The organism is Streptomyces sp. NPDC001530, from assembly GCF_042894545.1.
Lineage (GTDB): Bacteria > Actinomycetota > Actinomycetes > Streptomycetales > Streptomycetaceae > Streptomyces.
The window spans coordinates 64,190-87,071 of record NZ_JBIAVS010000018.1 but is presented as its reverse complement, the minus strand read 5'-3'; the positions used below and the strand labels follow the sequence as shown (position 1 = coordinate 87,071).

23 protein-coding genes and 1 pseudogene are annotated in these 22,882 nt (G+C 71.5%); 14 read left to right on the top strand and 10 right to left on the bottom strand.

The features are described 5' to 3' along the window. Window positions 1–65 precede the first annotated feature (65 nt). Window positions 66–1,382 carry an MFS transporter gene (locus ACFY0T_RS33530; RefSeq protein ID WP_388879080.1) on the top strand — a complete coding sequence of 439 codons (1,317 nt, stop codon included), beginning with the start codon at window positions 66–68 and terminating at the stop codon, window positions 1,380–1,382. Window positions 1,383–1,484: 102 nt separating this feature from the next. On the opposite strand, the gene ACFY0T_RS33525 is transcribed toward ACFY0T_RS33530, so the two are convergent. Further along, window positions 1,485–2,171 carry a flavin reductase family protein gene (locus ACFY0T_RS33525; RefSeq protein WP_388879077.1) on the bottom strand — a complete coding sequence of 229 codons (687 nt, stop codon included), beginning with the start codon at window positions 2,169–2,171 and terminating at the stop codon, window positions 1,485–1,487. 160 nt (window positions 2,172–2,331) lie between these two features. Here ACFY0T_RS33525 and ACFY0T_RS33520 point away from each other — a divergent pair, with 160 nt between their 5' ends. After that, window positions 2,332–3,315 carry a hypothetical protein gene (locus tag ACFY0T_RS33520; protein WP_388879074.1) on the top strand — a complete coding sequence of 328 codons (984 nt, stop codon included), beginning with the start codon at window positions 2,332–2,334 and terminating at the stop codon, window positions 3,313–3,315. Between the two features lies 1 nt (window position 3,316). On the opposite strand, the gene ACFY0T_RS33515 is transcribed toward ACFY0T_RS33520, so the two are convergent. The 3 genes from ACFY0T_RS33515 to ACFY0T_RS33505 all read right to left on the bottom strand — a co-directional run bounded on the left by ACFY0T_RS33515 (window position 3,317) and on the right by ACFY0T_RS33505 (window position 7,997). Continuing rightward, complete coding sequence (locus tag ACFY0T_RS33515) at window positions 3,317–4,216, bottom strand: enoyl-CoA hydratase/isomerase family protein (protein WP_388879071.1); 900 nt, start codon at window positions 4,214–4,216, stop codon at window positions 3,317–3,319. 64 nt (window positions 4,217–4,280) lie between these two features. Continuing rightward, window positions 4,281–6,506, bottom strand: a complete 2,226-nt coding sequence (locus ACFY0T_RS33510) for an acetate--CoA ligase family protein (RefSeq protein WP_388879068.1) — start codon at window positions 6,504–6,506, stop codon at window positions 4,281–4,283. Between the two features lie 285 nt (window positions 6,507–6,791). Further along, the gene (locus tag ACFY0T_RS33505; RefSeq protein WP_388879064.1) at window positions 6,792–7,997 is read right to left on the bottom strand and encodes a flavin-containing monooxygenase; all 1,206 of its coding nucleotides are present in this window, start codon (window positions 7,995–7,997) and stop codon (window positions 6,792–6,794) included. 222 nt (window positions 7,998–8,219) lie between these two features. On the opposite strand from ACFY0T_RS33505, the pseudogene ACFY0T_RS33500 reads away from it, so the two are divergent. From ACFY0T_RS33500 to ACFY0T_RS33485, 4 genes and pseudogenes are all read left to right on the top strand, one after another. Then, window positions 8,220–8,285, top strand: a pseudogene (locus ACFY0T_RS33500) (DoxX family protein); the annotation flags it as partial. A 47-nt stretch (window positions 8,286–8,332) separates the two neighbouring features. After that, window positions 8,333–8,731, top strand: a complete 399-nt coding sequence (locus ACFY0T_RS33495) for a Zn-ribbon domain-containing OB-fold protein (RefSeq protein ID WP_388879484.1) — start codon at window positions 8,333–8,335, stop codon at window positions 8,729–8,731. A 119-nt stretch (window positions 8,732–8,850) separates the two neighbouring features. After that, complete coding sequence (locus ACFY0T_RS33490; protein ID WP_388879061.1) at window positions 8,851–9,474, top strand: GNAT family N-acetyltransferase; 624 nt, start codon at window positions 8,851–8,853, stop codon at window positions 9,472–9,474. Window positions 9,475–9,679: 205 nt separating this feature from the next. Beyond that, window positions 9,680–10,546, top strand: a complete 867-nt coding sequence (locus tag ACFY0T_RS33485; RefSeq protein WP_388879058.1) for a GNAT family N-acetyltransferase — start codon at window positions 9,680–9,682, stop codon at window positions 10,544–10,546. A gap of 21 nt (window positions 10,547–10,567) precedes the next feature. Here the strand turns inward: ACFY0T_RS33485 and ACFY0T_RS33480 are convergent, their stop codons facing one another. Together ACFY0T_RS33480 and ACFY0T_RS33475 are read right to left on the bottom strand one after the other, a co-directional pair. After that, on the bottom strand, window positions 10,568–11,227 hold the full coding sequence (locus ACFY0T_RS33480) for a pyridoxal 5'-phosphate synthase (RefSeq protein ID WP_388879055.1): 660 nt from the start codon (window positions 11,225–11,227) through the stop codon (window positions 10,568–10,570). A gap of 11 nt (window positions 11,228–11,238) precedes the next feature. Then, on the bottom strand, window positions 11,239–11,661 hold the full coding sequence (locus tag ACFY0T_RS33475) for a hypothetical protein (RefSeq protein WP_388879052.1): 423 nt from the start codon (window positions 11,659–11,661) through the stop codon (window positions 11,239–11,241). Between the two features lie 62 nt (window positions 11,662–11,723). On the opposite strand from ACFY0T_RS33475, the gene ACFY0T_RS33470 reads away from it, so the two are divergent. The 3 genes from ACFY0T_RS33470 to ACFY0T_RS33460 are packed head-to-tail and all read left to right on the top strand — an operon-like array spanning window position 11,724 to window position 14,112. Continuing rightward, window positions 11,724–12,560, top strand: a complete 837-nt coding sequence (locus ACFY0T_RS33470) for a helix-turn-helix transcriptional regulator (RefSeq protein ID WP_388879049.1) — start codon at window positions 11,724–11,726, stop codon at window positions 12,558–12,560. Beyond that, on the top strand, window positions 12,557–12,796 hold the full coding sequence (locus ACFY0T_RS33465; RefSeq protein ID WP_388879046.1) for a DUF397 domain-containing protein: 240 nt from the start codon (window positions 12,557–12,559) through the stop codon (window positions 12,794–12,796). Before ACFY0T_RS33470 ends, ACFY0T_RS33465 begins: the two co-directional genes overlap by 4 nt. After that, the gene (locus ACFY0T_RS33460; RefSeq protein WP_388879043.1) at window positions 12,793–14,112 is read left to right on the top strand and encodes a hypothetical protein; all 1,320 of its coding nucleotides are present in this window, start codon (window positions 12,793–12,795) and stop codon (window positions 14,110–14,112) included. The genes ACFY0T_RS33465 and ACFY0T_RS33460 overlap by 4 nt, the downstream gene beginning before the upstream one ends. Window positions 14,113–14,118: 6 nt before the next feature. Here the strand turns inward: ACFY0T_RS33460 and ACFY0T_RS33455 are convergent, their stop codons facing one another. Then, window positions 14,119–15,309 carry an acetyl-CoA acetyltransferase gene (locus tag ACFY0T_RS33455; protein WP_388879039.1) on the bottom strand — a complete coding sequence of 397 codons (1,191 nt, stop codon included), beginning with the start codon at window positions 15,307–15,309 and terminating at the stop codon, window positions 14,119–14,121. Between the two features lie 112 nt (window positions 15,310–15,421). Between ACFY0T_RS33455 and ACFY0T_RS33450 the strand changes: the two genes are divergently transcribed. Then, window positions 15,422–16,609, top strand: a complete 1,188-nt coding sequence (locus tag ACFY0T_RS33450) for an acyl-CoA dehydrogenase family protein (protein WP_388879036.1) — start codon at window positions 15,422–15,424, stop codon at window positions 16,607–16,609. Beyond that, window positions 16,609–17,085, top strand: coding sequence for a nitroreductase/quinone reductase family protein (locus ACFY0T_RS33445; RefSeq protein ID WP_388879033.1), 477 nt, complete (start codon window positions 16,609–16,611; stop codon window positions 17,083–17,085). Before ACFY0T_RS33450 ends, ACFY0T_RS33445 begins: the two co-directional genes overlap by 1 nt. Before the next feature lie 18 nt (window positions 17,086–17,103). On the opposite strand, the gene ACFY0T_RS33440 is transcribed toward ACFY0T_RS33445, so the two are convergent. Both ACFY0T_RS33440 and ACFY0T_RS33435 read right to left on the bottom strand, forming a co-directional pair. Then, the gene (locus ACFY0T_RS33440; RefSeq protein WP_388879030.1) at window positions 17,104–17,385 is read right to left on the bottom strand and encodes a hypothetical protein; all 282 of its coding nucleotides are present in this window, start codon (window positions 17,383–17,385) and stop codon (window positions 17,104–17,106) included. A gap of 67 nt (window positions 17,386–17,452) precedes the next feature. Then, window positions 17,453–18,079 carry a LysE family translocator gene (locus ACFY0T_RS33435; protein ID WP_388879481.1) on the bottom strand — a complete coding sequence of 209 codons (627 nt, stop codon included), beginning with the start codon at window positions 18,077–18,079 and terminating at the stop codon, window positions 17,453–17,455. Window positions 18,080–18,173: 94 nt separating this feature from the next. On the opposite strand from ACFY0T_RS33435, the gene ACFY0T_RS33430 reads away from it, so the two are divergent. Continuing rightward, window positions 18,174–18,626 (top strand): Lrp/AsnC family transcriptional regulator, encoded by a 453-nt coding sequence (locus ACFY0T_RS33430; RefSeq protein ID WP_388879027.1) that lies wholly within the window; start codon window positions 18,174–18,176, stop codon window positions 18,624–18,626. Between the two features lie 115 nt (window positions 18,627–18,741). Here the strand turns inward: ACFY0T_RS33430 and ACFY0T_RS33425 are convergent, their stop codons facing one another. Beyond that, complete coding sequence (locus tag ACFY0T_RS33425; protein ID WP_388879478.1) at window positions 18,742–19,377, bottom strand: TetR family transcriptional regulator; 636 nt, start codon at window positions 19,375–19,377, stop codon at window positions 18,742–18,744. 156 nt (window positions 19,378–19,533) lie between these two features. On the opposite strand from ACFY0T_RS33425, the gene ACFY0T_RS33420 reads away from it, so the two are divergent. Next, on the top strand, window positions 19,534–20,241 hold the full coding sequence (locus ACFY0T_RS33420; protein WP_388879024.1) for a VOC family protein: 708 nt from the start codon (window positions 19,534–19,536) through the stop codon (window positions 20,239–20,241). Between the two features lie 181 nt (window positions 20,242–20,422). Further along, window positions 20,423–22,747, top strand: a complete 2,325-nt coding sequence (locus ACFY0T_RS33415) for a PQQ-binding-like beta-propeller repeat protein (protein ID WP_388879021.1) — start codon at window positions 20,423–20,425, stop codon at window positions 22,745–22,747. Window positions 22,748–22,882 lie beyond the last annotated feature (135 nt).

The following is a 22,882-nucleotide window of genomic DNA, read 5'->3' as shown; positions in this document are numbered from 1 at the left end:
ATCATAGCGAATGCTGTCCTTCGGGCCAGTGGTTCGCCGGGATCCGATCCCCGAAGCTCTATGGCGTGACCCAGACAACCGATGCCACCGCAGCCGCAGAGGAATCCCGGCCCACCCGCCCCTCCCCTCATCGCATCCACCGCGCGTGGTTCGTCGCCGCCGTCACCTTCGTGACGATCATCGGCGCGGCGGCCTTCCGTTCGCTGCCGGGGCTGCTGATCGATCCGCTGCACGACGAGTTCCACTGGTCGCGCGGCACGATCAGCGCGGCGGTCTCGATCAACCTCGCGCTGTACGGGCTGACGGCGCCGTTCGCGGCCGCGCTGATGGACCGCCTCGGCATCCGGCGCGTGGTGGCGGTCGCGCTGACCGTGATCGCGCTCGGTTCCGGGCTGACCGTGTGGATGACGGCAGCCTGGCAACTGCTGCTCTGCTGGGGCCTGTTGGTGGGCCTGGGCTCCGGCTCGATGGCGCTCGCCTTCGCGGCGACGGTCACGAACCGCTGGTTCACGGAGCGGAAGGGCCTGGTGACCGGCATCCTGACGGCGGCCTCGGCTTCCGGCCAGCTGATCTTCCTGCCGCTGCTCTCCTGGATCGTCACGGAGCACGACTGGCGTCCCGCCGCGGTGACGGTGGCCCTCGCGGCCCTCGCGGTCGTCCCCTTCGTCTGGCTGCTGCTGCGGGACCACCCGGCGGACGTGGGCCAGAAGCCATACGGGGCGAAGGAGTTCGTGCCGAAGCCCGAGCCGGTGCCGGGGGCCGCGCGGCGCGCGGTGACCGTTCTGTTCTCCGCGGTCCGCACGGGCCCGTTCTGGCTGCTGGCCGGGACGTTCGCGATCTGCGGCGCCTCCACGAACGGCCTGATCCAGACCCACTTCGTGCCCGCCGCCCACGACCACGGCATGCCGATCACGGCCGCCGCCTCGCTCCTCGCGGTCATCGGCGTCTTCGACGTGGTCGGAACGATCGCCTCCGGCTGGTTCACCGACCGCTTCGAGCCCCGCCGGCTGCTGGCGGTCTACTACGCGCTGCGCGGCATCTCGCTCCTCTTCCTCCCGATGCTCCTGGCGCCGACCGTGCACCCCCCGATGATCTTCTTCATCGTCTTCTACGGTCTCGACTGGGTCGCCACGGTCCCGCCCACCCTGGCCCTGTGCCGCGAGCAGTACGGGGAGGACAGCGCCATCGTCTTCGGCTGGGTCCTCGCCTCCCACCAGGTCGGCGCCGCCCTCGTCGCCTTCCTCGGCGGCATGGCCCGGGACACCTTCGGCTCGTACGACGTCGTCTGGTACGCCTCGGGCGCGCTGTGCGCGGCGGCGGCGCTGATGGCGCTGGTGATCCGACGCCGGCGGCCGGTGGTGGCCGTACCGGCGGTCGCCTGAGGACGGCCGGCCTGGCATACGCCCTGAACCGGCTTCGCCGGAGGTCGGCCGGCCTGGAACCGCGGGCGCGCCCACACGCCGAACCGGCTCCGCCGCACCCCGCTAGAGGAACCGGCCCTTGTGGAACAGCAGCGGTGCCACGTCGCCGTCACCGGTGGTGCCGAGCGCGTCCACCCGTCCCACCACGATCAGGTGGTCCCCGCCCGTGTGCACCGCGTGGATCGTGCAGTCGATCCAGGCCGCGGCGCCCGCGAGGCGGGGTGAGCCGGAGACGGGCGCCGCGTCGTACACGACCCCGGCGAACTTGTCCGCGCCGCTCACCGCGAAGCCGCGGCACAGCTCGCCCTGGTGCGCCCCGAGCACGTTCACACAGAACACGCCCGCGCGGGCGATCCGCGGCCAGGTCGTCGACGTACGACCGACCATGAAGCAGACCAGCGGAGGGTCGAGGGAGAGGGAGGAGAAGGACTGGCAGGCGAAACCGGCGGGCCCCGCGCCGTCTCCGGCTCCGCTAACGGCCCCGTCCCAGGCCCCGCTTCCGGCCCCGTCACCGGCTCCGCTTCCGGCCCCGTCCTCGCTGCCCATGGCCGGTGCGGTCACAACGGTCACGCCTGTCGCGAAGGTCCCCAACACCCGCCGGAACTCAGCCTGATCGACCGGTGCCCGTTCGTCGTCGCCGACCGCGCGCAGGTCCGGGCGCGGCAACGCCTCGACGGGCCCCGCGACGGTGGGGGCCCCGGCCGACCTGAGGTAGCGGACGGCGGCGGCGGCCATCCCTGCGTGTCCCATCACATCAACCATTGAAGCTGACGGAGTGTCAGATGGGAAGGGGCGCGAACCCCTCCCGCAGCGCTCTCCCGCACCCCCTGGCACTGTCCCGCGCACCCCCTGGCACTGCCCCGCGCACCCCCTGGCACTGCCCCGCGCACCCCCGCGTATCTTTCGCCCCATGGGGTGGGGAGACACATGGCGGCCCAAGCAGCGCTCCCGGCTGACCTGGGCGAACGCCGACCTGAACGCGGCCGCGGCGGTCTGCGCGGCGCAGCTCGCGGTGGCCGGGGCGATCTGGTGGGTCGGGACGTTCGACGACGACACCCACGGCGCGGGGTCCGGCGGTGGTCTGGCCGCCGCCGGACTGCTGTGCATGCTCGTCTTCGGCCCGCTATTCCTTGCCGTCGTGGGCCTGCTGCACGCGGTGGCGCACACGATGCCGGCCGCCACGCTCGCCCGCCTCGCGACCCGGCGCGTGCGCGGCCCCGAGGGAGCCTGGCATCTGGCGTTCGTGGCCGTACTCGGTGTGCTCTGGGCGGCCGTCGCCGTCGTACTCGGCGTCTCGCCCACCAGCACGACAGCCCTGCTGATCGCGGCGTCCGGCGTCCTGCCCGCGCTGGGCGTCGCGTATGTCCGCAGGCGGGAGCGCGCCACAGGTCACGCCCCGCGCAGCCGCCGCATCTGGATCCGCTCGGCGCTCGCGTCGTTCGGAGTGTGCGTGCTGGTCGCCGTCGCGGGCGCGGTGGGCCTGTCCACGGGACTCATCGAGGAGTACGAGCCCCCGAAACTCACCGCCGCGCAACTCACCGGCGTCTGGCGGGGCGACGGCGGAGCCGTACTGCGGCTGCGCACGGGCGGCCGGGCCGAGTTCACGGCGCTGCCCGCCCAGCCCGAGTTCGAGGACGTGACGACCAAGGACTTCACGCGGTGCGACGGGACCGGCAGCTGGTTCCTCGACAACGAGGGCCGTTACGACCCGTACGCCGACGAGGGCGGGCCGTCGGAGCGGGACGGTGTCGTCGTACACATCGAAGACTGCGGCCACGACACGTACTGGACCATCGGCGGCAGCGAGGCCGCCCCCGAGCTGTTCGTGCTGTTCGGCGACCCCGACTCGGGGGACCTGCGCATCCTGAAACGGGACACCACGACCACGCCCTGAGTCAGCGTCCTTCGTACCGGGGGCTCCGCCGCTCCACGAAGCTCGCCACCCCTTCGTTGGCGTCCGCCGTCGTCATGTTGATCTCCTGTGCGGCCGCCTCGGCGGCGAAGGCGGCCGCCCGGTCGGTGTCGAGGGAGGCGTTGACCAGCTGTTTGGTGAGGGCGAGGGCGCGGGTCGGGCCGGTGGCGAGACGCTCGGACCATGCGCGGGCGGTCTTCTCCAGATCGTCCGGCGGTACGACCCTGTTGACGAGGCCGATCCGTTCGGCGTCCGCGGCCGTCAGCGCGTCGCCGAAGAACATCAGCTCCTTGGCACGCTGCGGGCCAATGAGGCGGGGCAGAAGGTAGGCCCCGCCGCCGTCGGGGACGAGACCGCGGCGCACGAACGCCTCGATGAACTTGGCCGACTCGGCGGCCAGTACGAGGTCGCACGCGAACGCGAGGTGGGCGCCGATCCCGGCCGCCGTGCCGTTGACCGCCGCGATCACCGGTTTCTCGCAGTCGAGGACGGCGGCGATCAGGCGCTGGGCGCCGAGGCGGATGGTGCGGGCGACGTCGCCGGGCACCCGTTCCCCGGCCGTCGGCGGCCCCCCGCGCAGGTCCGCGCCCGCGCAGAAACCGCGACCGGTCGCCGTGATCACAACGGCCCGTACGTCCGGGTCGGCGGACGCCTCCGCGAGCAGCCCGATCACGCGTTCCCGCTGGTCCCAGGTGAGGGCGTTCATCGCCTCGGGGCGGTTGAGGGTGATCCACGAGACGGCGTTGTCAGTGGCGTGAAGTATCAATGAGTCGAGGGACTTTTCGGCAGATGCAGGGGATTCAGGAGCTGCACGGGTTTCACGGGTTTCACGGGATTTATGGGATTCGCTGGATTCATGGGATTCACGGGGGGAGTCGGACATGGGGGTACTCCGTTTCGTACGGGAGGTGGTGAGCCTCGTGCTCAGGAGCAGGTGGGAGGACCGCTCAGCGGCACACCACCAACGCGTCCAGCGCGACGGCCCCCTGCCCTCTGGGCAGCACCATCAGCGGATTGACGTCCAACTCCGCGATGTCGTCCCCGAGTTCGAGCGCCATGCGCTGCACCCGGAGCACGACTTCGACGAGCGCGTCGATGTCCACGGGCGGCCCCCCGCGCACCCCGTCGAGGAGCGCCCGCCCCCGCAGCTCGGACAGCATGGCCCGTGCCTGGTCCTCGCCGAAGGGCGGCACGCGGACGGCCGCGTCGCGCAGCACCTCGACGAGGACGCCGCCGAGCCCGACGGTCACGGTCGGCCCGAAGAGCTGGTCGTGCGTCACACCGACGACCATCTCGACGCCCCGCTCGACCATCTGGCACACCAGCACCCCGTCGAGCGTGATCCCTTCGTAGCGCGCGATGTCGGTCAGCTCGCGATAGGCGTCGCGGACCTGGCTGGCGGAGGTCAGCCCGATCTTCACCAGGCCGAGTTCCGTCTTGTGGGCGATCTGCGCCCCGGAGGCCTTCATCACCACCGGGTAGCCGACCAGGCTCGCCGCCCGGACGGCCGCCGCCGCGCTGGTCACCAGCTGCTCGCGCGGCACGCGGATTCCGTACGCGCGCAGCAGCTGCTTGGCCGCGTGCTCGCTCAGCTGCTGGCCGGGGCGCATCAGCGCCTGCGCCTTGCGGAAGGAGGGCGAGGGGGTGCGCGGCGCCTCGTCGAAGGGGGAGCGGTACGCGGAGACGAACCGGTGGTGGTCCAGGTAGGCGCGCACGGCGGTGATGCAGTTGGCGAACGTACGGAAGGTGGCGACCCGAGAGGACCCGAGCAGCGTCTCGCGGTACGCGGCCTCCGTGCCGACCGGCGACCCCCACACCACGCACACCAGCTTGTCCGTCTGCTCCGCCGCGTCCACCAGATCCTGGGCGAGCTTGTCGCTCATGGGCGGGAAGGGGCCCGTGATCGGGCAGATCAACACCCCTACGGCCGGATCGGCGAGGATCGCGTCGATGATCTTCCGGCCGCGCCAGTCGCCGACGGGATGGCCGCCGTTGTCGACGGGGTTGGCGACGTTCAGGTAGGCGGGTATCCACTCGTGCAGCTCGGTCTGCTTGGCGTCGGAGAGGACCGGCAGAGGCAGCCCCGCCTCGCTCGCCAGGTCGGCGAAGTGCGCGCCCGTGCCGCCCGAGATCGAATAGACGACAACGCCGTCGGCGCGCGGGGTGCGGGCCCTCGCCAACAGGGCGGCGGTGTCCTGGAGTTCGTCGAGTCCGTCCACGCGGATCACGCCGTACTGCCGCATCGCCGCGTCGACCACCGTGTCGGCGCCGGTCAGCTTGCCGGTGTGTGAGGCGGCGGTGCGGGCGCCGGTCTCGGTGCGGCCGACCTTGACCGCGACGACGGGCACCCCGCGACGGGCGGCGCGGTCGGCGGCGAGCAGAAAGGAGCGACCGTCCTTGAGCCCCTCGACGTAGCAGGCGATGGCGCCGACCTCGGGCTGTTCGGAGAAGTAGGAGATGAAATCGGCGGTCTCCAGGTCGGCCTCGTTGCCGGTGGGTGCCCAGTGGGAGAGCCGCACGCCCAGCTCCTGCAGCGCGAACACCGGCCGTCCCTGGTGGCCGGACTGGGTGATGAGCGCGATCGCGGGGCCGCCTAGGTCGTCGCGGAACTTCTCGAAGGCGTTGAGGTTGGTGTTGGGCCCGAGCAGCCGGAGGCCGGAGCGGCGGACGGCGGTGGCGAGCCGGGTCTGCGCGGCGGCGCCCTCGGCTCCGGTCTCGGCGAACCCGGAGGCGAAGGCGACGGCGAACTTCACCTTGGCCTCGGCCAGTTCCTCGATCACGGGAAGGGGATCACCGACCAACAGCACGGCCAGGTCGACCTGTTCGGGCAGGTCCGCGACGGAAGGGGAGCAGGGTATGCCGAAGACGGACTGACGGGTGGGGTGGACGGGGTGCAGCCGGGCGCCGACCCGCTCGGCCCAGGCGAGCAGTTGCCGCGTGATACCGGTGTTCGCCCGCCCCTCGGTGTCCGAGGCGCCGATCACGGCCACGGACTCGGGCCGGAAGAAGCGGTCCAGATCGGGTGCGTCGGCGTAGAGGGGACGCCCGCTGACGTCCAGGTCGTCGACCTCGGCCGGCCGGCCGTGCACGACCGGTGAGGGCTGCTCGCCGCAGGCGATGACCCGGGCCCGGCGGGAGTCGGTGGTGAGGGTGCCGTGGGTTGATCCAAGCATCGGTCCGCCCGCTCCTGTGTGACAGCCAACTTCTAACTGACGCAGTGTCAGATTACTTAACTGACGCCGCGTCAGGAACCGTTGTGCAGGCAAAGACCTGTGGCGGGCACCTTGGTGGTACCCGCCACGCGGAAGTCGGGAACCCGTCAGTAACCCGTCAGCGCACCGCGGAGGCCGTCACAGCGCCGCCAGGACCTCCTTCGCCACTCGCTCGCCGGAGCGGACGGCGCCGTCCAGGTAGCCGATCCAGTAGGTGGAGATCTCGGCGGCTACGGGCGGTCGGGCTCAGCGCGTGGTGGCCGACGCCTTCCGCTCCGTCGCGCGGGCCACCGCCTTCGCGATCTTCTGGGCGTCGAGGGCGAGTTCGCGGAACATGCCGCTGATGGGGTTGGTGAAGCCGGTGAAGTACAGGCCGGGGGCGTTCTTCGGGGTGTGGCCGCCGTGCACCACCGGGCGGCCACGGGTGTCGAGCACGCCGAGGTGCCCGACGATGCCCTCCAGCGCGCGCTCGTACCCCGTCGCGGCGATGACCACGTCCGGGTCGATCCGCTTGCCGTCGGCGAGGGCGACCTTGCCGTCCTCGAACCCGTCCACCGCGGCCACGATCTCCACCCGTCCCTTGCGGACGGCGTCGATGAGACCGACGTCCTGGACGGGGACGGCGCCCTCGTTGACGCGGGAGTACAGCCCGGTGTCGGGGCGCGGCAGCCCCTGCGCCGACAGGTCCGGCACGCTCAGCTTGGCCATCGGACCGGCGAGGCGGTCGACGAGGCGCACCGGCAGCCGCCGTACGAGAATCCCGTTGAACTGGGCGGCCCAGCCGGCCGTGGAGCGGCGCACGATGTGCGGGGTGGTGCGGACGGAGAGGCGTACGCGCTGGGCGCCACCCTCGATGAGGTCGACGGCGATCTCGGCGCCCGTGTTGCCGACGCCGACGACCAGGACGTCGCGGCCGGTGTAGGGGGCGGGGTTGCGGTACTCACCGGCGTGCAGGAGTTCGCCGGTGTAGGTGTCGCGGCCGGGCCAGTCGGGGACATGGGGTGTGTGGTTGTAGCCGGTGGCGACGACCACGGCGCTGCCGGTCAGTTCGCGGCCGCCGGTGGCGTGCAGCAGCCAGCCGTCGCCGCCCGGGGCGGGCTCGATACGCGAGACCTCGACGCCCGTGACGATCTCCAGCTCGTGGTACTCGGCGTACTTCTCCAGGTAGCGCACCACGTTGTCCCGCGACACCCACCGCCCGAATGAGCGCGGCATCGCAAGGCCCGGCAGCGCCGACAGCCGCCGCGTCGTGTGCAGGTGCAGCCGGTCGTAGTGGCGGCGCCAGGACGCCCCGACGTTGTCGGACTTCTCCAGCACGACGGCCCGTACGCCCTGGGCGCGCAGCGCGTACGCCGCCGCGAGTCCACCGGGGCCGCCGCCGATCACGTACACGGGCCGGTCTTCGTGGGACGGCACCGTGCGGGGCGTGGAGGAAGCAGTCGAGTCGGCCATGAGCGCGAGCGTAATCACGCCCCCGCTTGATAGGTCTCGGTCAAGACCGGAATCGGTTGCGAACTGATCACGGGTGTAGGAGGAGTGGGTGGGGCTGGTGGCGTAGGTCACTTGGTTGTGGTGGGGGCGTGGAGGGGCGGGCGGCCCCTGCCTCTTGCGTAGACATCCTCCGTACGCTGAACTGACGTACCGTCAGATTCTGGTGCGGCAGGAGGTTCGGCCATGGACACGATCTGGCTCAGCGGCGCGGAATGGCTGGCCGTGCTCCGCATCGGGCTCGGGCTGTTCTCGTGAGCGGGTCGAGCGGGTCGAGCAAGGTGATCGGGGTGAGCGGGGTGAGTGGTGCGCGGTTCGATCTGCCGGAGGTGGACGCGTTCACGCGGCCGTACTGGGACGCGGCGGCGGAGGGGCGGCTGCTGATCCGGCACTGCGGTGCCTGCGACCGCGCCCACCACTACCCCCGGGAGTTCTGCCCGTACTGCTGGAGTGAGGACGTGCGCTGGCAGCCCGCGAGCGGGCGGGCCACGCTCTACACCTGGTCCGTCGTGCACCGCAACGACCTGCCGCCGTTCGGCGAGCGGGTGCCGTACGTCGCCGCCGTGGTCGACCTCGCGGAGGGGCCGCGGATGATGACCGAGGTGGTGGACTGTGCGGAGGGCGCGCTGCGCGTCGGGATGGAGCTGGAGGTCGCCTTCCGTGCGGGGGTGCCCGTCTTCCGGCGCGCCCGGGCGTGAGCCGGCGTGAGTCAGGCGTGAGCCGGGCGTGAGCCGGGCGTGAGCCGGGCGTGAGCCGGGCGTGAGCCGGGTGTGCCCCGGGGTGTGCCGCGTACGGGGCCACGCGTTTGAATGGCCGGATGGCTGACGTCCACGAGCAATCCGCCACCCACACCTTCCCCGAGCCGACCGGTCACGGTCTGCGGCTGCGCCTCTGGAACGCGGAGTCCGACGCCGACGCGGCGGCGTATCTGCGCGGGCTGTCCGACCCGGAGTTCCAGCGCTGGAACACGCCGCTCAGGCTGATCCATGACCTCGACGGCGCCCGTGAGTCGCTCCGTTCGCGCGCCGTGAGCACGGCGGACGGCACCGGGGTCTCCTTCTGCGTCACGGACGCGGACACCGGCGCGATCCTCGGCCACGTCGGCATCAACGAGATCAATCACGTCATGAGTCGCGCCATCGTCGGCTACTGGGTCCTCCCCGAGGCCCGCGGCCGCCAGGTCGCCACCCGTGCCCTGGCCCTAGCCGCCCGCTACGCCTTCACCCACCTCGCCCTGCACCGCCTGGAACTGGGCCACGCCCTCGGCCACGACGTGTCCTGCCGCGTCGCCGAGCGCTGCGGATTCCGGTACGAGGGGACGCTGCGGGGCGCGATGTTCGAGGCGGGGCGGCACGACACGTTCCGGGACGTGCATCTGCACGGGCGGCTCATGACGGATCCGGAACCGACCGTGCCCGTCGGGTGGGATGGCCGGCAGTGAGGCTGGACTGCCGGAACTTCGGCGCGCCCGACCTGCCCCGACGCGGGCACACCCCGGCGACGGCGTCGGCCCACGAGCACGCAGGGGTGTCGGCGATCGGGATCGAGCGCGCCCTGATTCTTGATCTCTGACGGCTATGGGATGCGGTCTGCGGGGGCGCGATAAATCGAAGGCATGGTGCGGCGGGCCCACGGGATCATGGGGCATGGCCCCTGGTGCGTATGACTGGCAGCTCACCCATGACCTGGACGTCTTCCTCGGACGGGCCGGGGAGTTCCTCCGCTCGCGGCCCGCGCAGCACACCGTGACGCTGACGGTGACGGACGCGCTGCGCAGGCGCGGACCGCACGGGTTCGGGGAGGGGACGCCGGTCTTCGGTTTCCTGGAGCGGGACGGTGCCGTACGGGCGACCTTCTTCCGTACGCCGCCGTACCCGCTGAGTCTCACGCCCGTGTCCGAGAGGGACGCGGACGCCCTCGCCGCCCTGCTCGCCGGCGCCGGGCACAGCCTGCCCGGTGTCTCGGCCGACCGCGCCACCGCCGGGGCCTTCGCCGGGGCCTGGCAGCGGCGGGCGGGAGCCACGGCCACGCTGCGCCGCCGTGAGCGGCTGTACCGGCTCGGCAGCCTGACCGTGCCCGAGCCCGCGCCACCCGGCCGCGCAAGGGTCGCCACCGAGGCGGACCGGGACCAACTCTCCCGCTGGTACGGGGAGTTCGTGGAGACCATCGGCGAAGGCGTCTCCCGCGACGGCGGCGCCTGGGCCGACGACCGGATCTCCTACGGCGGCGTCACTCTATGGGAGACCCCCGACGGCACCCCCGTCTCGATGGCCGGCGCGACCGCCCTGATCGCCGGACAGGTCCGCGTCGCCCCCGTCTACACCCCGGCCCCCCACCGCGGCCACGGTTACGCGGGCGCCGCCACCGCCGAGGTCAGCCGCGCCGCGCTCGCCTCCGGCGCCGAGGAGGTACTGCTCTTCACCGACCTCGCCAACCCCACCAGCAACGGCCTCTACCAGCGCATCGGCTACCGCCCGGTCTCCGACTTCGCGACGTACGACTTCACGACGTAAGAGAGGGCACGACGTAGGACGTCACGGCCACAGCAGCTCCTTGAGCCAGCCGTCGGCGTCCGTGCGGCGGTAGGTGAGGCGTACGTGTCGTCGCCGGGCGTCGCCCTGGAAGAACTCCACTTCCTCCGGGCGGAGGCGGTAGAGCGTCCAGGTGGGGACCGGCGCGTCCGGCTCCCGCTGCGCCCGGTCCCACGCCACCTCCGACGCCCGCGCCAACTCCTCCCGCGACGACAGGACTTCGCTCTGGTGGCCCACCAGCGCCGCGGCCAGCGCCCCCGTGGAGCGGGCGTGCAGATCCGCCTGACCTTCCTCCGGCGGTGCGACGGTGACCGGACCGCGCAGCCGGATCTGCCGGCCCTGCACCGGCCAGTAGAAACCCAGCGCCGCGTACGGCCGTGCGGCCAGCTGCCGGCCCTTGCGGCTCGTGGCGTGCGACGCGAAGGCCCATCCCTCGGCATCCGCGCCGTGCAGCATCACCGTCCGTACGTCCGGCAGCCCGGCCTCGTCCGACGTCGCCAGCGACACGGTGTGCGGCTCGGTCTGCCCGGCCGCCACCGCCTCCGCGAACCACCGCGTGAACAGGGCCAACGGCTCCTCCGGCGCCTCCTCCGGCTCGAAGCCGGGCAGCTCCGTGTCCCACACCCGCAGCGACCGCAGCAACTCATGAAGATCCGGTTCCATGCCCCCGAGTATCACCCGGGGGTCACTCCGGGGTCGGTCCGGCACAGCTGCGCCATCAACACCCCGTGCAGCAGCTCCGCGTCCACGAACTCGCCGACCTCCGGCGCGCCGCAGCGCCAGCTGAGCGGGTACGTGTTGCCTTCCGGCGCCGGTACGCCGATGTACTCGTCCCGCGCCGACCGCCCGAACCGGCGTGCGCCCGGCGGCCAGTCGTGCTCGGCGCCTTCGCCGGGGGCGAGGAGGAAGTACGTCCACCGGCAGCCGTTGATCTCCCGCACGACGGGTCCAGGGCGACCTTCGGTCAGCTCGGAGAGGTGGTGCAGTACGGCTTCCCCCCGGATGCCGCATACGCGGACGGCGTCGAAGTGGATGCCCGCGAGGCGGAGTTGGAGACCGGTTCTGGGGACCCAATTCGGGGTGAGTTTCTGCGTCATGGCTAAGAGAGTTGCGGTGATTGCGTAGCGTGACCAGACGGACACGATTCACATTGGCTGTTGTGGCGAGGACGGTGGTCGTTGTGGGGGCGAATGGTGGGGCGTCGATGGGGCGGAGGCTGGTGGGGGAGTTGTTGCGGATCCATCGGGGGCGGCTGGGGTTGACGCAGAAGGAGGCCGGGGAGCTGCTGTTGGTCTCCGAGTCCCTGTTCGGGGCGTACGAGCGGGCGGAGCGCATCCCCGCGATCGAGTTCCTGAAGGACGCCGACAAGGGGCTCGACGCGAGGGGGGCGCTGATTGCGTGCGTCGAGATGATGGAGGAGGAGAAGTATCCGCCGACGTTCGTGAGTTGGGTACGGCTGGAGCGTGCTGCTCTGGTGATCAGCGGGTACGAGACGATGCTCATCCCCGGTCTGCTTCAGACAGAGGAGTACGTAAGGGCGCTGTATGGGGTCCGCGTACCGGCGTACACGAGGGACGAGATCGAGCAGCATGTCGAGGCTCGACTTGAAAGGCAGGCTGTGCTGACCCGCAATCCGCCTCCGCTCGTGGCGATGGTCGTAGAGGAGTCGGTGCTGGAGCGACCGATCGGCGGCGCGGAGGTACTGAAAGAGCAGCTCTGGCATCTGCTGGACTGCATGCGGACGATGAACCACCTGACGCTGCAGGTGATGCCGACCCAGCGCCACGCGCATGCCGGGCTGCGAGGGCCGATGCAGCTAATGAGTACGGAGGAGGGGCGGAACTTGGTGTACACCGAGGGGCACGGCGGCAGTACGTTGATCTCTAAGCCGGAGCGGGTCAACGAACTGATGCACCTCTTCGGCATCCTGCGGGCTCAGGCACTCACGCCTTGGGAGTCCGGGGAGTTGATCGAGAGGAAAGCGGGGCAGCTGTGAGTGCGGAACTGGCGTGGTTCAAGTCGAGCTACAGCGACAACGAGGGCGGCGCCTGCCTCGAAGTCGCCTACACCTGGCGGAAGTCGAGCTACAGCACCAACGAGGGCGGCGCCTGCCTCGAAATAGCCGCCACCCCAGCCGCCATCCACATCCGCGACTCCAAGAACCCCGAAGACGCCCCCACCCTCGCCGTAACCCCCACCACCTGGACCGCCTTCCTCCGCACGGTCCGTTGAAGCCCAGGCCCATAGTGGGCGCCGCCCTCACCGGCAGCCTCCTGCTCGGCCTCACCGCATGCGGCGGCACCGGGAAGCCGGCGCCCTGGATCACCGCTCCCGAGGTCTTCTATCTGCGTCCCCTCGGCGACAAGTCAGGGCCCTCGGACAAGGAGCCCTTCCATCTCAGGGCCGAGGACGGCAGAGGCGCAGGCAGCCGTCGGCTCACCGTGGACGTACTGGGCGGCTCGGAGGACGCGGTTCGGCTGCGCGGCAGCGGCGGCTGCAAGGGCGGCGCCACACACGTCACCTGTGAGGTTGGCGCCCAGTACAACAACTGGGTGGACGCGGCGCGCGTCGCCCCGGTCGCCGCCAAGGGCAGCAAACCCGGTGACACGGGCGTCGTGCGCTTCACGTACAGCACCAAGGACGGGAAGAAGCTCACCGCACGTACCCGGTTCGTCGTCGGTGAGCCCGTGGTCGAGGCGCTGGTTCCCAAGTTCCTGGACGGCGTCCGTCCCGGCGCCGAGGTGACCAGCCCAATCGTCGTCCGGAACACCGGCGAGGTGCCGGTCAAGGGGCTGGGGCTGGAACTCAGCTCGGGTGGCCTGGAGTTCGAGGAGCGATACGCCAATTGCCGCTACCCGGAGATCAGCCACCACCACACTGCTGTGTGCCGTTTCCCGGACCTCCGGATCGCGCCGGGGGAAACCGTCGTCCTCAGGCCCGCCCTGCGGCTCCGCGCTTCGAAGACGGAGATGTACACCTCCTTCGGCCGCGATGTCTGGGCCCTGGACATGGGCCCGGGCCAGTACGGCAGCTATACGAAGGGCGGCGACTACGGCAACGGCCCGACCCTGGTAGCCGAGGTCACCAAGGACACGAAGGGCACCTTCGCGAAGGGCGGCGGTCACACTTACGTGGCCCTCGACACTCACGCCGACTACGAGGTCTCCGGCGTCGACCTGCGCGGCGCCCCCGGCGCCAAGCGCACGCTCCGCCTCACCGTCCGCAACAACGGTCCCGCCGACTCCGGTTCCTCCACTCAGCTGGTGTTCAGTCCCCCCTTGGGTCTGACGCTGGTGAAGCAGCCCAGGGAGGAGTACGACGATGGCGTCTTCAAGCCCTACTGCGACAGCAACGGCTTCGCGTACACCTGTGACATCGACGTGCTCAAGCCGGGAAAGTCCCGCACCTTCGAGTTCACCGTGCGCCTCGGCGAGCCGGGGGAGGGGACCGTGAGCCTGTTGGACAAGGACCCGCCCGGCGAGTTCGTCTCCGGCCGCCACGACCCGAACCCGTCCAATGACGAGGCCACCATCAGCGTACGGCCGTAGACCCGCTCACCCGCGGCCCAGCACCACCGTCCCCGACGAGCAGAACCAGCCCCCGGTGCCGGAGGCCACGGCCAACTGCGGCAACCCCCCGTCCGCCCTCCGCACCTGCCGTCCCTCGCCCGCCTCCCCACGCAGTTGACGCACGGCCTCGACGATCAGGAACAGCCCCCGCATTCCCGGGTGTTGGGCCGACAGCCCGCCCCCGTCCGTGTTCACCGGCAGCTCCCCGCCCACCAGCAGCCGCCCCTTTCCGGCGTCCACGAACGCACCCCCCTCCCCTTTCCCGCAGAACCCGAGATCCTCCAGGGTCACGAGGGTCATGTAGGTGAAGGCGTCGTAGATCTCGGCGAGGTCGATCTCCTCCGGGCGCACCCCCGCCCGCTGGAACGCCAGCCGTCCGCTCACCGCCGCCGGGGACACGGTGAAGTCCTCCCACTCGGACATGGTGGTGTGCGAGACGTGCTCGCCGGTGCCGAGGACCCACACGGGTGTCGTACGGCAGTCGCGTACGTACTCCTCGGCCGCCAGCAGCACCGCCGCGCCGCCGTCGGAGCGGATGCAGCAGTGCAGCTTGGTGAAGGGGTCCGCGATCATCGGGCCGGACAGGACGTCGTCGACGGTGATCGGGTCGCGGAACATCGCCTCCGGGTTCGCCGCCGCGTTCGCGCGTGCCTGGACCGCGACCGAGGCGAGCTGCTCCAGGGTCGTGCCGTACTCGTGCATGTGGCGGCGCGCGGCCATCGCGTACTTGGCGATCAACGTGTGGCCGTACGGGACCTCGAACTGCACCGGCCCGCGTGCGCCGAAGGAGAGGTTGCCGGTCCGCCGTCCCGCCCTGATGTCGGCGCGAGCCGTCGATCCGTAGACGAGGAGCACCGCGTTCGCGTGGCCCGCCGCGATCGCGTCGGCCGCGTGCGCCGCCATGACCTCCCAGGTGGAGCCGCCTACGGAAGTGGAGTCGACCCACGTGGGCTTCAGACCCATGTATTCGGCCACTTCTATGGGGGCCAGGGTGCCGAGGCCCGCTGACGCGAAGCCGTCGATCACCGACCGGTCCAGTCCCGAGTCGGCCAGCGCGCGGCGGGCGGCCTGGGCGTGCAGGGCGTACGGGGTCGCCTCGTCCACCCGGCCGCAGTCGGAGAGGGCTATGCCGACGACGGCGACCTTCCGCTGTCCTGTCCGCTGTCCTGGAGTCATGAATCTGACGGTACATCAGATAGACACTCTGTCGGGAGGTGGTCGCACCCCTGTGCATCTGCCACCCCTCGCCCTAACATGACGGCCCGTCAGATCCGGGAGGAGCCCATCCATGGACGCCCGTTTCACCGCCGAGCAGGACGAGATCCGGCGCACTCTGCGCGAGCTGCTGGTCAAGCGCTGCGGCCCGGAGGAGCTGCGGGCCGCCGTGCTGACCCCCGCCGGGTACGACCCGGCGCTGTGGGAGGCGCTCGCGCAGCAGCTCGGGCTGCCCGGGCTCGCCCTTCCCGAGGCGTACGGCGGTGTCGGCTGCTCGGTGACCGAACTCGCCCTCGCCTGCGAGGAGTCGGGGCGCGCCCTCGCGCCCTCGCCGCTGCTCGCGACCGCCGTCCTCGCCGCCCCGCTGATCCTGGCCCTCGGCACCGGGGCCCAGCGCTCCGCACTGCTGCCGTGCCTCGCCTCCGGTGAGCTGACCGCTGCCCTCGCCGTACCGGGCACGGGGCTCGCCACCGCCCTCGGCCTGGTCGGCGACAACCGCGGGGACTGGGCGGGCGGCGGGCGCGCCGGGGGCGTACAGGCGCGGCGGGCAGACGGTGTGTGGCGCCTCTATGGGCAGGCGGCACAGGTGCTCGACGGACACAGTGCGGGGCTGCTTGTGGTGGCCGCACACACAGGGGGGTTCGCTCGGTCACGCACGCTGCTGTTCCTCGTACGGGAGGGGGCCGAGGGGCTCGTACGCGTGCGGCAGACGTCGTTGGACGAGACGCGGCCGCAGGCCCGGATCGAACTGCGCGATGTGGACGCCGAGTTGCTCGGCGACGACGGCTCCGATGTGCCCGGCGTGCTCGCCGCCGTCGGGGACACGGCCGCCGCCGTACTCGCCACGGAGGCCGTGGGCGCCGCCGATCGCGCACTGGAGCGGACCGTGGAGTACGTCCGCCAGCGCGAGCAGTTCGGGCGGGCGATCGGCTCCTTCCAGGCGGTGAAGCACCGGCTCGCGGACGTGTATGTGGGGGTACAGGCGGCGCGGTCGGCGGCGTACTACGCGGCGTGGGCGAGCGGCAGCGGGGGCGAGAAAGTCGGGGGGCTCGCGCTCGCCCAGGCGCTGGAGGCGCTGCGCACCGCCGCCTCCGAGGGCATCCAGTTGCACGGCGGCATCGGCTTCACCTGGGAGCACGAGGCCCATCTCTACTTCAAGCGCGCGTCCGGCGACGAGCTGCTCTTCGGGCCGGTGCACCGGCTGCGGGCGCACGCCGCCGACGCGGCGCGACTCTTCGAGAACCGAGAGGTGACGGTGTGATGGCGGCCATCGGTGTGCGCGTGGTGCAGAAGGTTTCGTCGACCCGGACGTTCGCGCGCGTCGCGCCGCACGTCATCCCCGCGCTGGACCGGGCCGTACACCGGCTCACCCGCGGAAAGGTGCTGCTCAGCGCGCAGATGCTGCCGGGGGTGATCCTCACCGCCACGGGGGCGAGGAGCGGGATGCCGCGCCGTACGCCGCTGGCCTGCATGCCCGAGGAGAGCGGGCGGAGCTGGATCCTCATCGGCTCCAACTTCGGGCGCACGGACCACCCCGCCTGGACCCACAACCTCCTCGCCCATCCCGACGCCGAGGTCAGCTGGAAGGGCGAGGACGTCCCGGTCACGGCCCACCTGCTGGAGGGCGAGGGGCGGGCGGCGGCCTGGAAGGCGGTGTTGGCCTTCTGGCCGCCGTATGCGACGTATCAGGCCCGGGTGCAGCGGGAGATACGGCTCTTCAGGATCGTGCGGCGTTGACCGCCTGCCATGGGTGACTCAGTGTGTCGAGACCTCGAAGCAGGCCGTGTCGTACTGGGAGACCGAGTGGGTGTTGTTGGAGTTCTGCGGCTGCTCGCCGGCGTAGTGGGTGCCGGAGACGCCGTCGGGGTTGAAGGCGGAGCCGGGGGCGCTCTCGGAGTGCCCGGGGCGGGTGGGCTGGTCTTCGCAGGACTGGCCCGGCTGGCCTACTGCGAAGACGGGGGCGGCGGCGATACCCGCGGCGCCGGTGACCAGGGCGACCGAGGCCAGGGCCAGGGCCGCGCGCTTCAGGAGGTTCATGGTCGCCTCTCCTTTCGCAGATATCTCCCTATACGTAAGCAAACCGGGCGTGGATTGTTCACCGTGACTACAGCGTCGCCAGTCGCTGCACCAGCAGGAACGCGCCGATGCCGAGCATCGCGGCACCCGACGTGCGGGTGACCGCCCGGGCGGCGGCGGGGCGGGCGCTCAGTACGGCCCGCGCCAGGACGCCGACCGTCAGATACACGGCGGCGCAGCACGCCATGTGCAGCAGTCCGAGTACGGCGGTCTGCGTGGCCACGGGCAGGTGCCCGCCCCCGGCGACGAGGAACTGCGGCAGCACGGACAGGTAGAGCAACAGCCCCTTGGGATTCAGGCCGCTGATCGTGGCGCCGCGCAGGAAGACGCGGGCGCGACTCGATTCGCCGTACTCCTCGTCTGCCGCCCCCGGAGCGCCGGGCCGCCGCAGCACCCCCCATCCCAGCCACACCAGATACCCGGCCCCCGCCGCCGTCAGCGCGGTGAGCAGCCCGGGCGACCCCGCCACCAGCACCGCGAGCCCGGCCACCGCGAGCAGTGTGTGCACGGCGTACCCGACGACGAGTCCCGAGACGGCGGGGAGCACGGAGCGGCCCCGCAGCCCCGCGGAGATCACGTACGCCCAGTCCGCGCCCGGCACGCACACCAGCAGCAGATCCACGGCCATGAACGCCGTGACCATTCCCCAGTCCATTCCCCAATCCATGCTGGGAACATTAGGCGCGATTGCCCCAAAAGTGCTCCCGAAGTTTGCCCATGACCGGTGCGTCTGGGGGAAAATCTGCCCCATGGACTCCGTGGACCAGAAAATTCTTGCCGAGCTGCAGCAGGACGGGCGGCTGACCGTGACCGAGCTGGCCGCGCGGGTGCGGCTGAGCGTCTCGCCGTGTCATCGGCGGCTGCGGGAGCTGGAGCGGTCCGGCGCCATCCGGGGCTATCGCGCGATCGTGGACCCGGCCGCCGTGGGTCTGACCTTCGAGGCGCTGGTCTTCGTCTCGATGCGCCAGGAGGACCGGGACACCGTCGCCGACTTCGAGCGCGCGCTGGCCGACATCCCGCACGTACTGGACGCGCAACGGCTCTTCGGGGAGCCGGACTATCTGCTGCGGGTCGCCACCGCCGACCTCGCCGCCTTCCAGCGGCTCTACGACGACCGGCTCGCGACGCTGCCGGGTGTGCAGCGGCTGACGTCGACGCTGGTGATGAAGCACGTGGTGACGGACCGCCCGCTGCCCGCGTAAGGATCCGCCCACAGCGCAGCAGGCGGCAGTCCACACTGGTGGACTGCCGCCCGCATGACAGGAGTTGGGCCGATAGGGCCAATAAGAGCCGACAGGGCCAATAAGAAGGGGCGCGTTACTTCGTCGGCTTCTTCCCGGTCACGCCGAGATGCACCAACAGCGCCAGATTCGGCTTGAGTTCAGCCTGCTTGACGCCCCATGTCTGGAAGCCCTTCTGGTGCGAGGCCACCGCCGCGAGCATGGCGACGAGGGAACCGGCCATCGCGGCAGGGTTCACGTCCTTGTCGACCCTGCCCTTGGCCTGAAGCTCGGCGACCGTGTCCGTAAGGGAGTTGTTCACGGAGTTCAGGATCTTCATGCGGATCTTGTAGAACCGCTTGTCGCCCTCGGCGGCGCCCAGATCGACGACCCTGAGGATCGCGTCGTTCTTGCGCCAGAACTCCAGGAAGCCGTCGACGAGTTCCTGCGCGGTCTGCCAGCCGGCCTTGCCGACCCAGGAACGTCCTTCGAGCAACTGGGTCAACCCCGCGCCCTCCGCGGCCATTTGCTCGGCGATCTCCAGGACGGCGCCTTCGACGTCCGGGAAGTACTGGTAGAAGGTCGCCGGTGAAGTCCCCGCCTTCCGGGCGACATCAATGACTTTGACGTCCCGGTAGGGCGAGGAGCTGAGCATCTCGCTGAGGCAGTCGAGCAGCTTCTGCCGGGTCGCCTGCCCACGCCGTCCGGCCACGCGGCCGTCGACGGTACGCACTTGTCCTGTCATGCCGTCAGCTTACCGAGGGGTGATCGGAGCGCGATTCGGCCGACTGCAAATGGGGTGCGGGAGTGGATCGGGGGGATACGGAAGGGGTGCCGGGGGAGCGCGAGCCGCCGAGCGCTGGGGATAAAAGCCCGTTAGCTTGACCGCATGGCCGTATTCACAGAAGGCGTCCCCTGCTGGGTCGACGCACAGCTCCCCGACGTGGAGGCGGGCAAGCGCTTCTACGGCGAGCTCTTCGGCTGGACCTTCGCCCAGGGGTACGGCCCCTCCGGCCTGGCACACCTCGACGGCGAGCCCGTCGCCGGTCTCACGCGCAAACGGGACGGCCGGATGCCCACCGTATGGACGGTGTACTTCGCGACCCCCGACGCCACCGCGCTCTGCCGGCGGATCACGGACGCGGGCGGGCAGATCATCACGGCCCCGACGCCGGTCGGCTCGCTGGGCACACTGGCGCTCGCGACCGACCCGGAGGGCGCCGTTTTCGGCCTCTGGCAGGCCGGCACCCATCCCGGCTTCGGCAGACGGCACGAGCGGGGCACCTTCTGCTGGGCCGAGCTGTACGCGCGGGACACGGCGGCCGTCGACCGTTTCTACGGTTCCCTCTTCCACGACGCCCTCTTCGGCCCCGACGCGTCCCCCGACTTCGGCCGCGCGCGCGTCTCCGACGTCTTCCCGGCCGAAATGCCGCCCCACTTCCTTGTCCACTTCGGAGTCGAGGACTGTGACGCGGTCCTCGGGACGGTGAACCGGCTGGGCGGACGGGTCCAGGCGGCACCCTTCGACACGTCGTACGGACGTCTGGCCGTGGTCACGGACAATCAGGGGGCGTCGTTCGCCGTACTTGAGCGGTGAAGACACGGAAGGCGTAAGGCGATTTGCCCCGAGACACCCCGATTCGCCCCCGGGTTCGCAACCTGTGGCTCGGCCAGGAAGAATCGGGGTGCGTGCCGCCATGGCGGTGCGGTGGTGAGACGCTGCACGGGGCCGCGTTCATACGTGGATGACGTGGCCCGTACGGGGAGGTGGCAGGCAAGTGGTGGATCAGCTGACGCAGCACGATCCGCGGCGGATTGGGCCGTTCGAGGTGCTGGGACGGCTGGGTGCCGGCGGCATGGGGCTGGTCTATCTCGCGCGCTCGGCGTCCGGCCGGCGCGTGGCGATCAAGACGGTCAGGACGGAACTCGCCGAGGACCAGCTGTTCCGGGTCCGCTTCACCCGCGAGGTCGAGGCCGCGCGGGCGGTCTCCGGCTTCTACACGGCGGCCGTGGTCGATGCCGACCCGCGCGCGGCCGTGCCGTGGCTGGCCACCGCGTATGTGCCCGCGCCCTCGCTCGAGGAAATAGTGAATGACTGCGGGCCGCTCCCGGCCCAGGCGGTGCGCTGGCTGGCGGCGGGTGTGGCCGAGGCCCTCCAGTCCATCCACGGCGCCGGGCTCGTCCACCGTGACCTCAAGCCCTCGAACGTCCTGGTGGTCGAGGACGGGCCGCGCGTGATCGACTTCGGCATCGCGTCCGGCGTCTCGAACACCCGTCTGACGATGACGAACGTCGCCGTCGGTACGCCCGCGTACATGTCGCCCGAGCAGGCCAAGGACTCGCGCAGCGTGACCGGCGCGAGTGACGTCTTCTCGCTCGGCTCGATGCTGGTGTTCGCCGCCACGGGGCACGCGCCCTTCCACGGCGCCAACCCGGTCGAGACGGTCTTCATGCTGCTGCGCGAGGGCCCGGACCTGGAGGGCCTCCCGGAGGAACTCCGTCCGCTCATCGAGTCCTGCATGCAGATGGAGGCGACGGCGCGTCCCAATCCCGCCGACCTCCAGGCGCAGCTGGCTCCTCATCTCTTCGGCTCCGGCTCCGACGACAGCGGTACGGCGTCGGCGTGGCTGCCCGAGCGGGCGGTGGGCCTCATCGAAGCGCGCCGTGGGGGCCGTCCGGCGGTGAAGCCGTCGTCCAGTGGCGGGGGGCGCAGTGGCGGGCGCGCCGTCGTGCCGCCGCCTCCCTCGCACGCCCCCGTGCCCGTCGGGGCGCCCGACAGCGGTCCGGTGCGGCTCGCGGGCGCCCAGGTGCCCATCGGCCCGGGGCCGCGCGTCGCCGACGCCCGCGCCGCCGCCGTCAAGGCGCCTCCTCCCGAGGCGGGCCTCGCCGCGTCCTGGTCCCGGCCGCGCACCGGCGTGAACGGCGCCGATCCCGCGCCCACCGTGGCACCGCCCCCGCCCGCCGAGTCGGCCTCCGGCTGGCGCCCCTGGCGTTTCCGTATGTCCAACGACGTCTGGGGTACGCCGTCGGTGGCGGACGACCTCGTCTACGTCACCTCCTTCGAGGTCCACGCACTGGACGTCGCGACCGGCCGGCGCCGCTTCAAGACGCGCGACGTGGCGTGGTCGATGGCGGTCGCGGACGGCCGCATTCACGCCTCGGACGGCCCCACGCTCTTCGCCCTGGACGCCCGCGAGGGAGCCGACCTGTGGCGGCTGTCCACGGACGCCTGGGTGTACTCGCTCAAGGCCGACCGCGGCACGGTCCTCAGCGGCACGCGCGGCGGCGGCGTACAGGCCTGGGAGGCCTCCAACGGCCAGAAACTGTGGGAGATCACCGGCGCCCAGACCGACTTCGAGTCCCCGGAGGCCGGGCCCGCCCTCCACGACGGCACGGTGTACGTCTGGAAGGACGCCCGCCTGCGCGCCCTGGAGGCCCGCACGGGCGACGAGCGCTGGTCGTACCCGATCGGCGACGCGGCGTCGTGCGGCGGCGTACCGGTCCGCCTGACCCAAGCCCCCGACGGATACGTGTACGTCTCCGCCGGCACCCGCGTGCTCGCCATCGACGTGGCGAGCGGCCATGTCCGCTGGCACTTCGAGGCACCCGCCGTCTTCCTCTGCCCGCCGACCTTCGTCCCCGGCCCCGCGGTGACGGGCGGCGGGGTGTACCTCGCCGACTACCTCGGCACGGTGTACGCCCTCGACGCCACCGACGGCCGCGACCGCTGGCGCATCGCCACCGAGTCCCGCGCCTCCATCGAGCCGGTTCTCGTCGCCGCCGGTCACGTCCACGTCGGCAGCGGCAAGGGGCTGTACACGCTGGACGCCGTCACCGGCACGCCCAAGTGGCGCTTCCAGGCCGGGGGTGACCTCGTGGGCGCGCCCGCCGTGGCCGAGGGCCGTATCCACTTCGGCTCCACGGACCACCTCCTCTACACCCTGAAGGCCGACGACGGCCGCCTGCGCTGGAAGCTCGCCACGGGCGGCGAGATCACCGGCGCCCCGGTCGTCAAGGACGGGGTCGTCTACGCCTGCAGCAAGGACCGATGCGTGTACGCGTTGGACGCGGAGAAGGGAACGGGGACGGCGCGGACGACGTGAGTGGGGGCTGGGGGTGGCCAGCCTTTCGGCTGCGGGTGCGTGGGGGCTTGTCGCGGGGGTGCCCCCCCCCCCCCCGGGGGGGGGGGGGGGGGGGCCCGGGTTTTTGGGGGGGGGGGGGGGGGGGGCCCCCCGGGG

Excerpts from the sequence above, each read along its gene's own strand:
- ACFY0T_RS33525 (WP_388879077.1), bottom strand. The coding sequence starts at position 2,171 with ATGGGACACGCAGGGATGGCCGCCGCCGCCGTCCGCTACCTCAGGTCG.
- ACFY0T_RS33520 (WP_388879074.1), top strand. The coding sequence starts at position 2,332 with ATGGGGTGGGGAGACACATGGCGGCCCAAGCAGCGCTCCCGGCTGACC.
- ACFY0T_RS33515 (WP_388879071.1), bottom strand. The coding sequence starts at position 4,216 with ATGTCCGACTCCCCCCGTGAATCCCATGAATCCAGCGAATCCCATAAA.
- ACFY0T_RS33510 (WP_388879068.1), bottom strand. The coding sequence starts at position 6,506 with ATGCTTGGATCAACCCACGGCACCCTCACCACCGACTCCCGCCGGGCC.
- ACFY0T_RS33505 (WP_388879064.1), bottom strand. The coding sequence starts at position 7,997 with ATGGCCGACTCGACTGCTTCCTCCACGCCCCGCACGGTGCCGTCCCAC.
- ACFY0T_RS33490 (WP_388879061.1), top strand. The coding sequence starts at position 8,851 with ATGGCTGACGTCCACGAGCAATCCGCCACCCACACCTTCCCCGAGCCG.
- ACFY0T_RS33485 (WP_388879058.1), top strand. The coding sequence starts at position 9,680 with ATGGCCCCTGGTGCGTATGACTGGCAGCTCACCCATGACCTGGACGTC.
- ACFY0T_RS33480 (WP_388879055.1), bottom strand. The coding sequence starts at position 11,227 with ATGGAACCGGATCTTCATGAGTTGCTGCGGTCGCTGCGGGTGTGGGAC.
- ACFY0T_RS33475 (WP_388879052.1), bottom strand. The coding sequence starts at position 11,661 with ATGACGCAGAAACTCACCCCGAATTGGGTCCCCAGAACCGGTCTCCAA.
- ACFY0T_RS33455 (WP_388879039.1), bottom strand. The coding sequence starts at position 15,309 with ATGACTCCAGGACAGCGGACAGGACAGCGGAAGGTCGCCGTCGTCGGC.
- ACFY0T_RS33450 (WP_388879036.1), top strand. The coding sequence starts at position 15,422 with ATGGACGCCCGTTTCACCGCCGAGCAGGACGAGATCCGGCGCACTCTG.
- ACFY0T_RS33445 (WP_388879033.1), top strand. The coding sequence starts at position 16,609 with ATGGCGGCCATCGGTGTGCGCGTGGTGCAGAAGGTTTCGTCGACCCGG.
- ACFY0T_RS33440 (WP_388879030.1), bottom strand. The coding sequence starts at position 17,385 with ATGAACCTCCTGAAGCGCGCGGCCCTGGCCCTGGCCTCGGTCGCCCTG.
- ACFY0T_RS33435 (WP_388879481.1), bottom strand. The coding sequence starts at position 18,079 with ATGGACTGGGGAATGGTCACGGCGTTCATGGCCGTGGATCTGCTGCTG.
- ACFY0T_RS33430 (WP_388879027.1), top strand. The coding sequence starts at position 18,174 with ATGGACTCCGTGGACCAGAAAATTCTTGCCGAGCTGCAGCAGGACGGG.
- ACFY0T_RS33420 (WP_388879024.1), top strand. The coding sequence starts at position 19,534 with ATGGCCGTATTCACAGAAGGCGTCCCCTGCTGGGTCGACGCACAGCTC.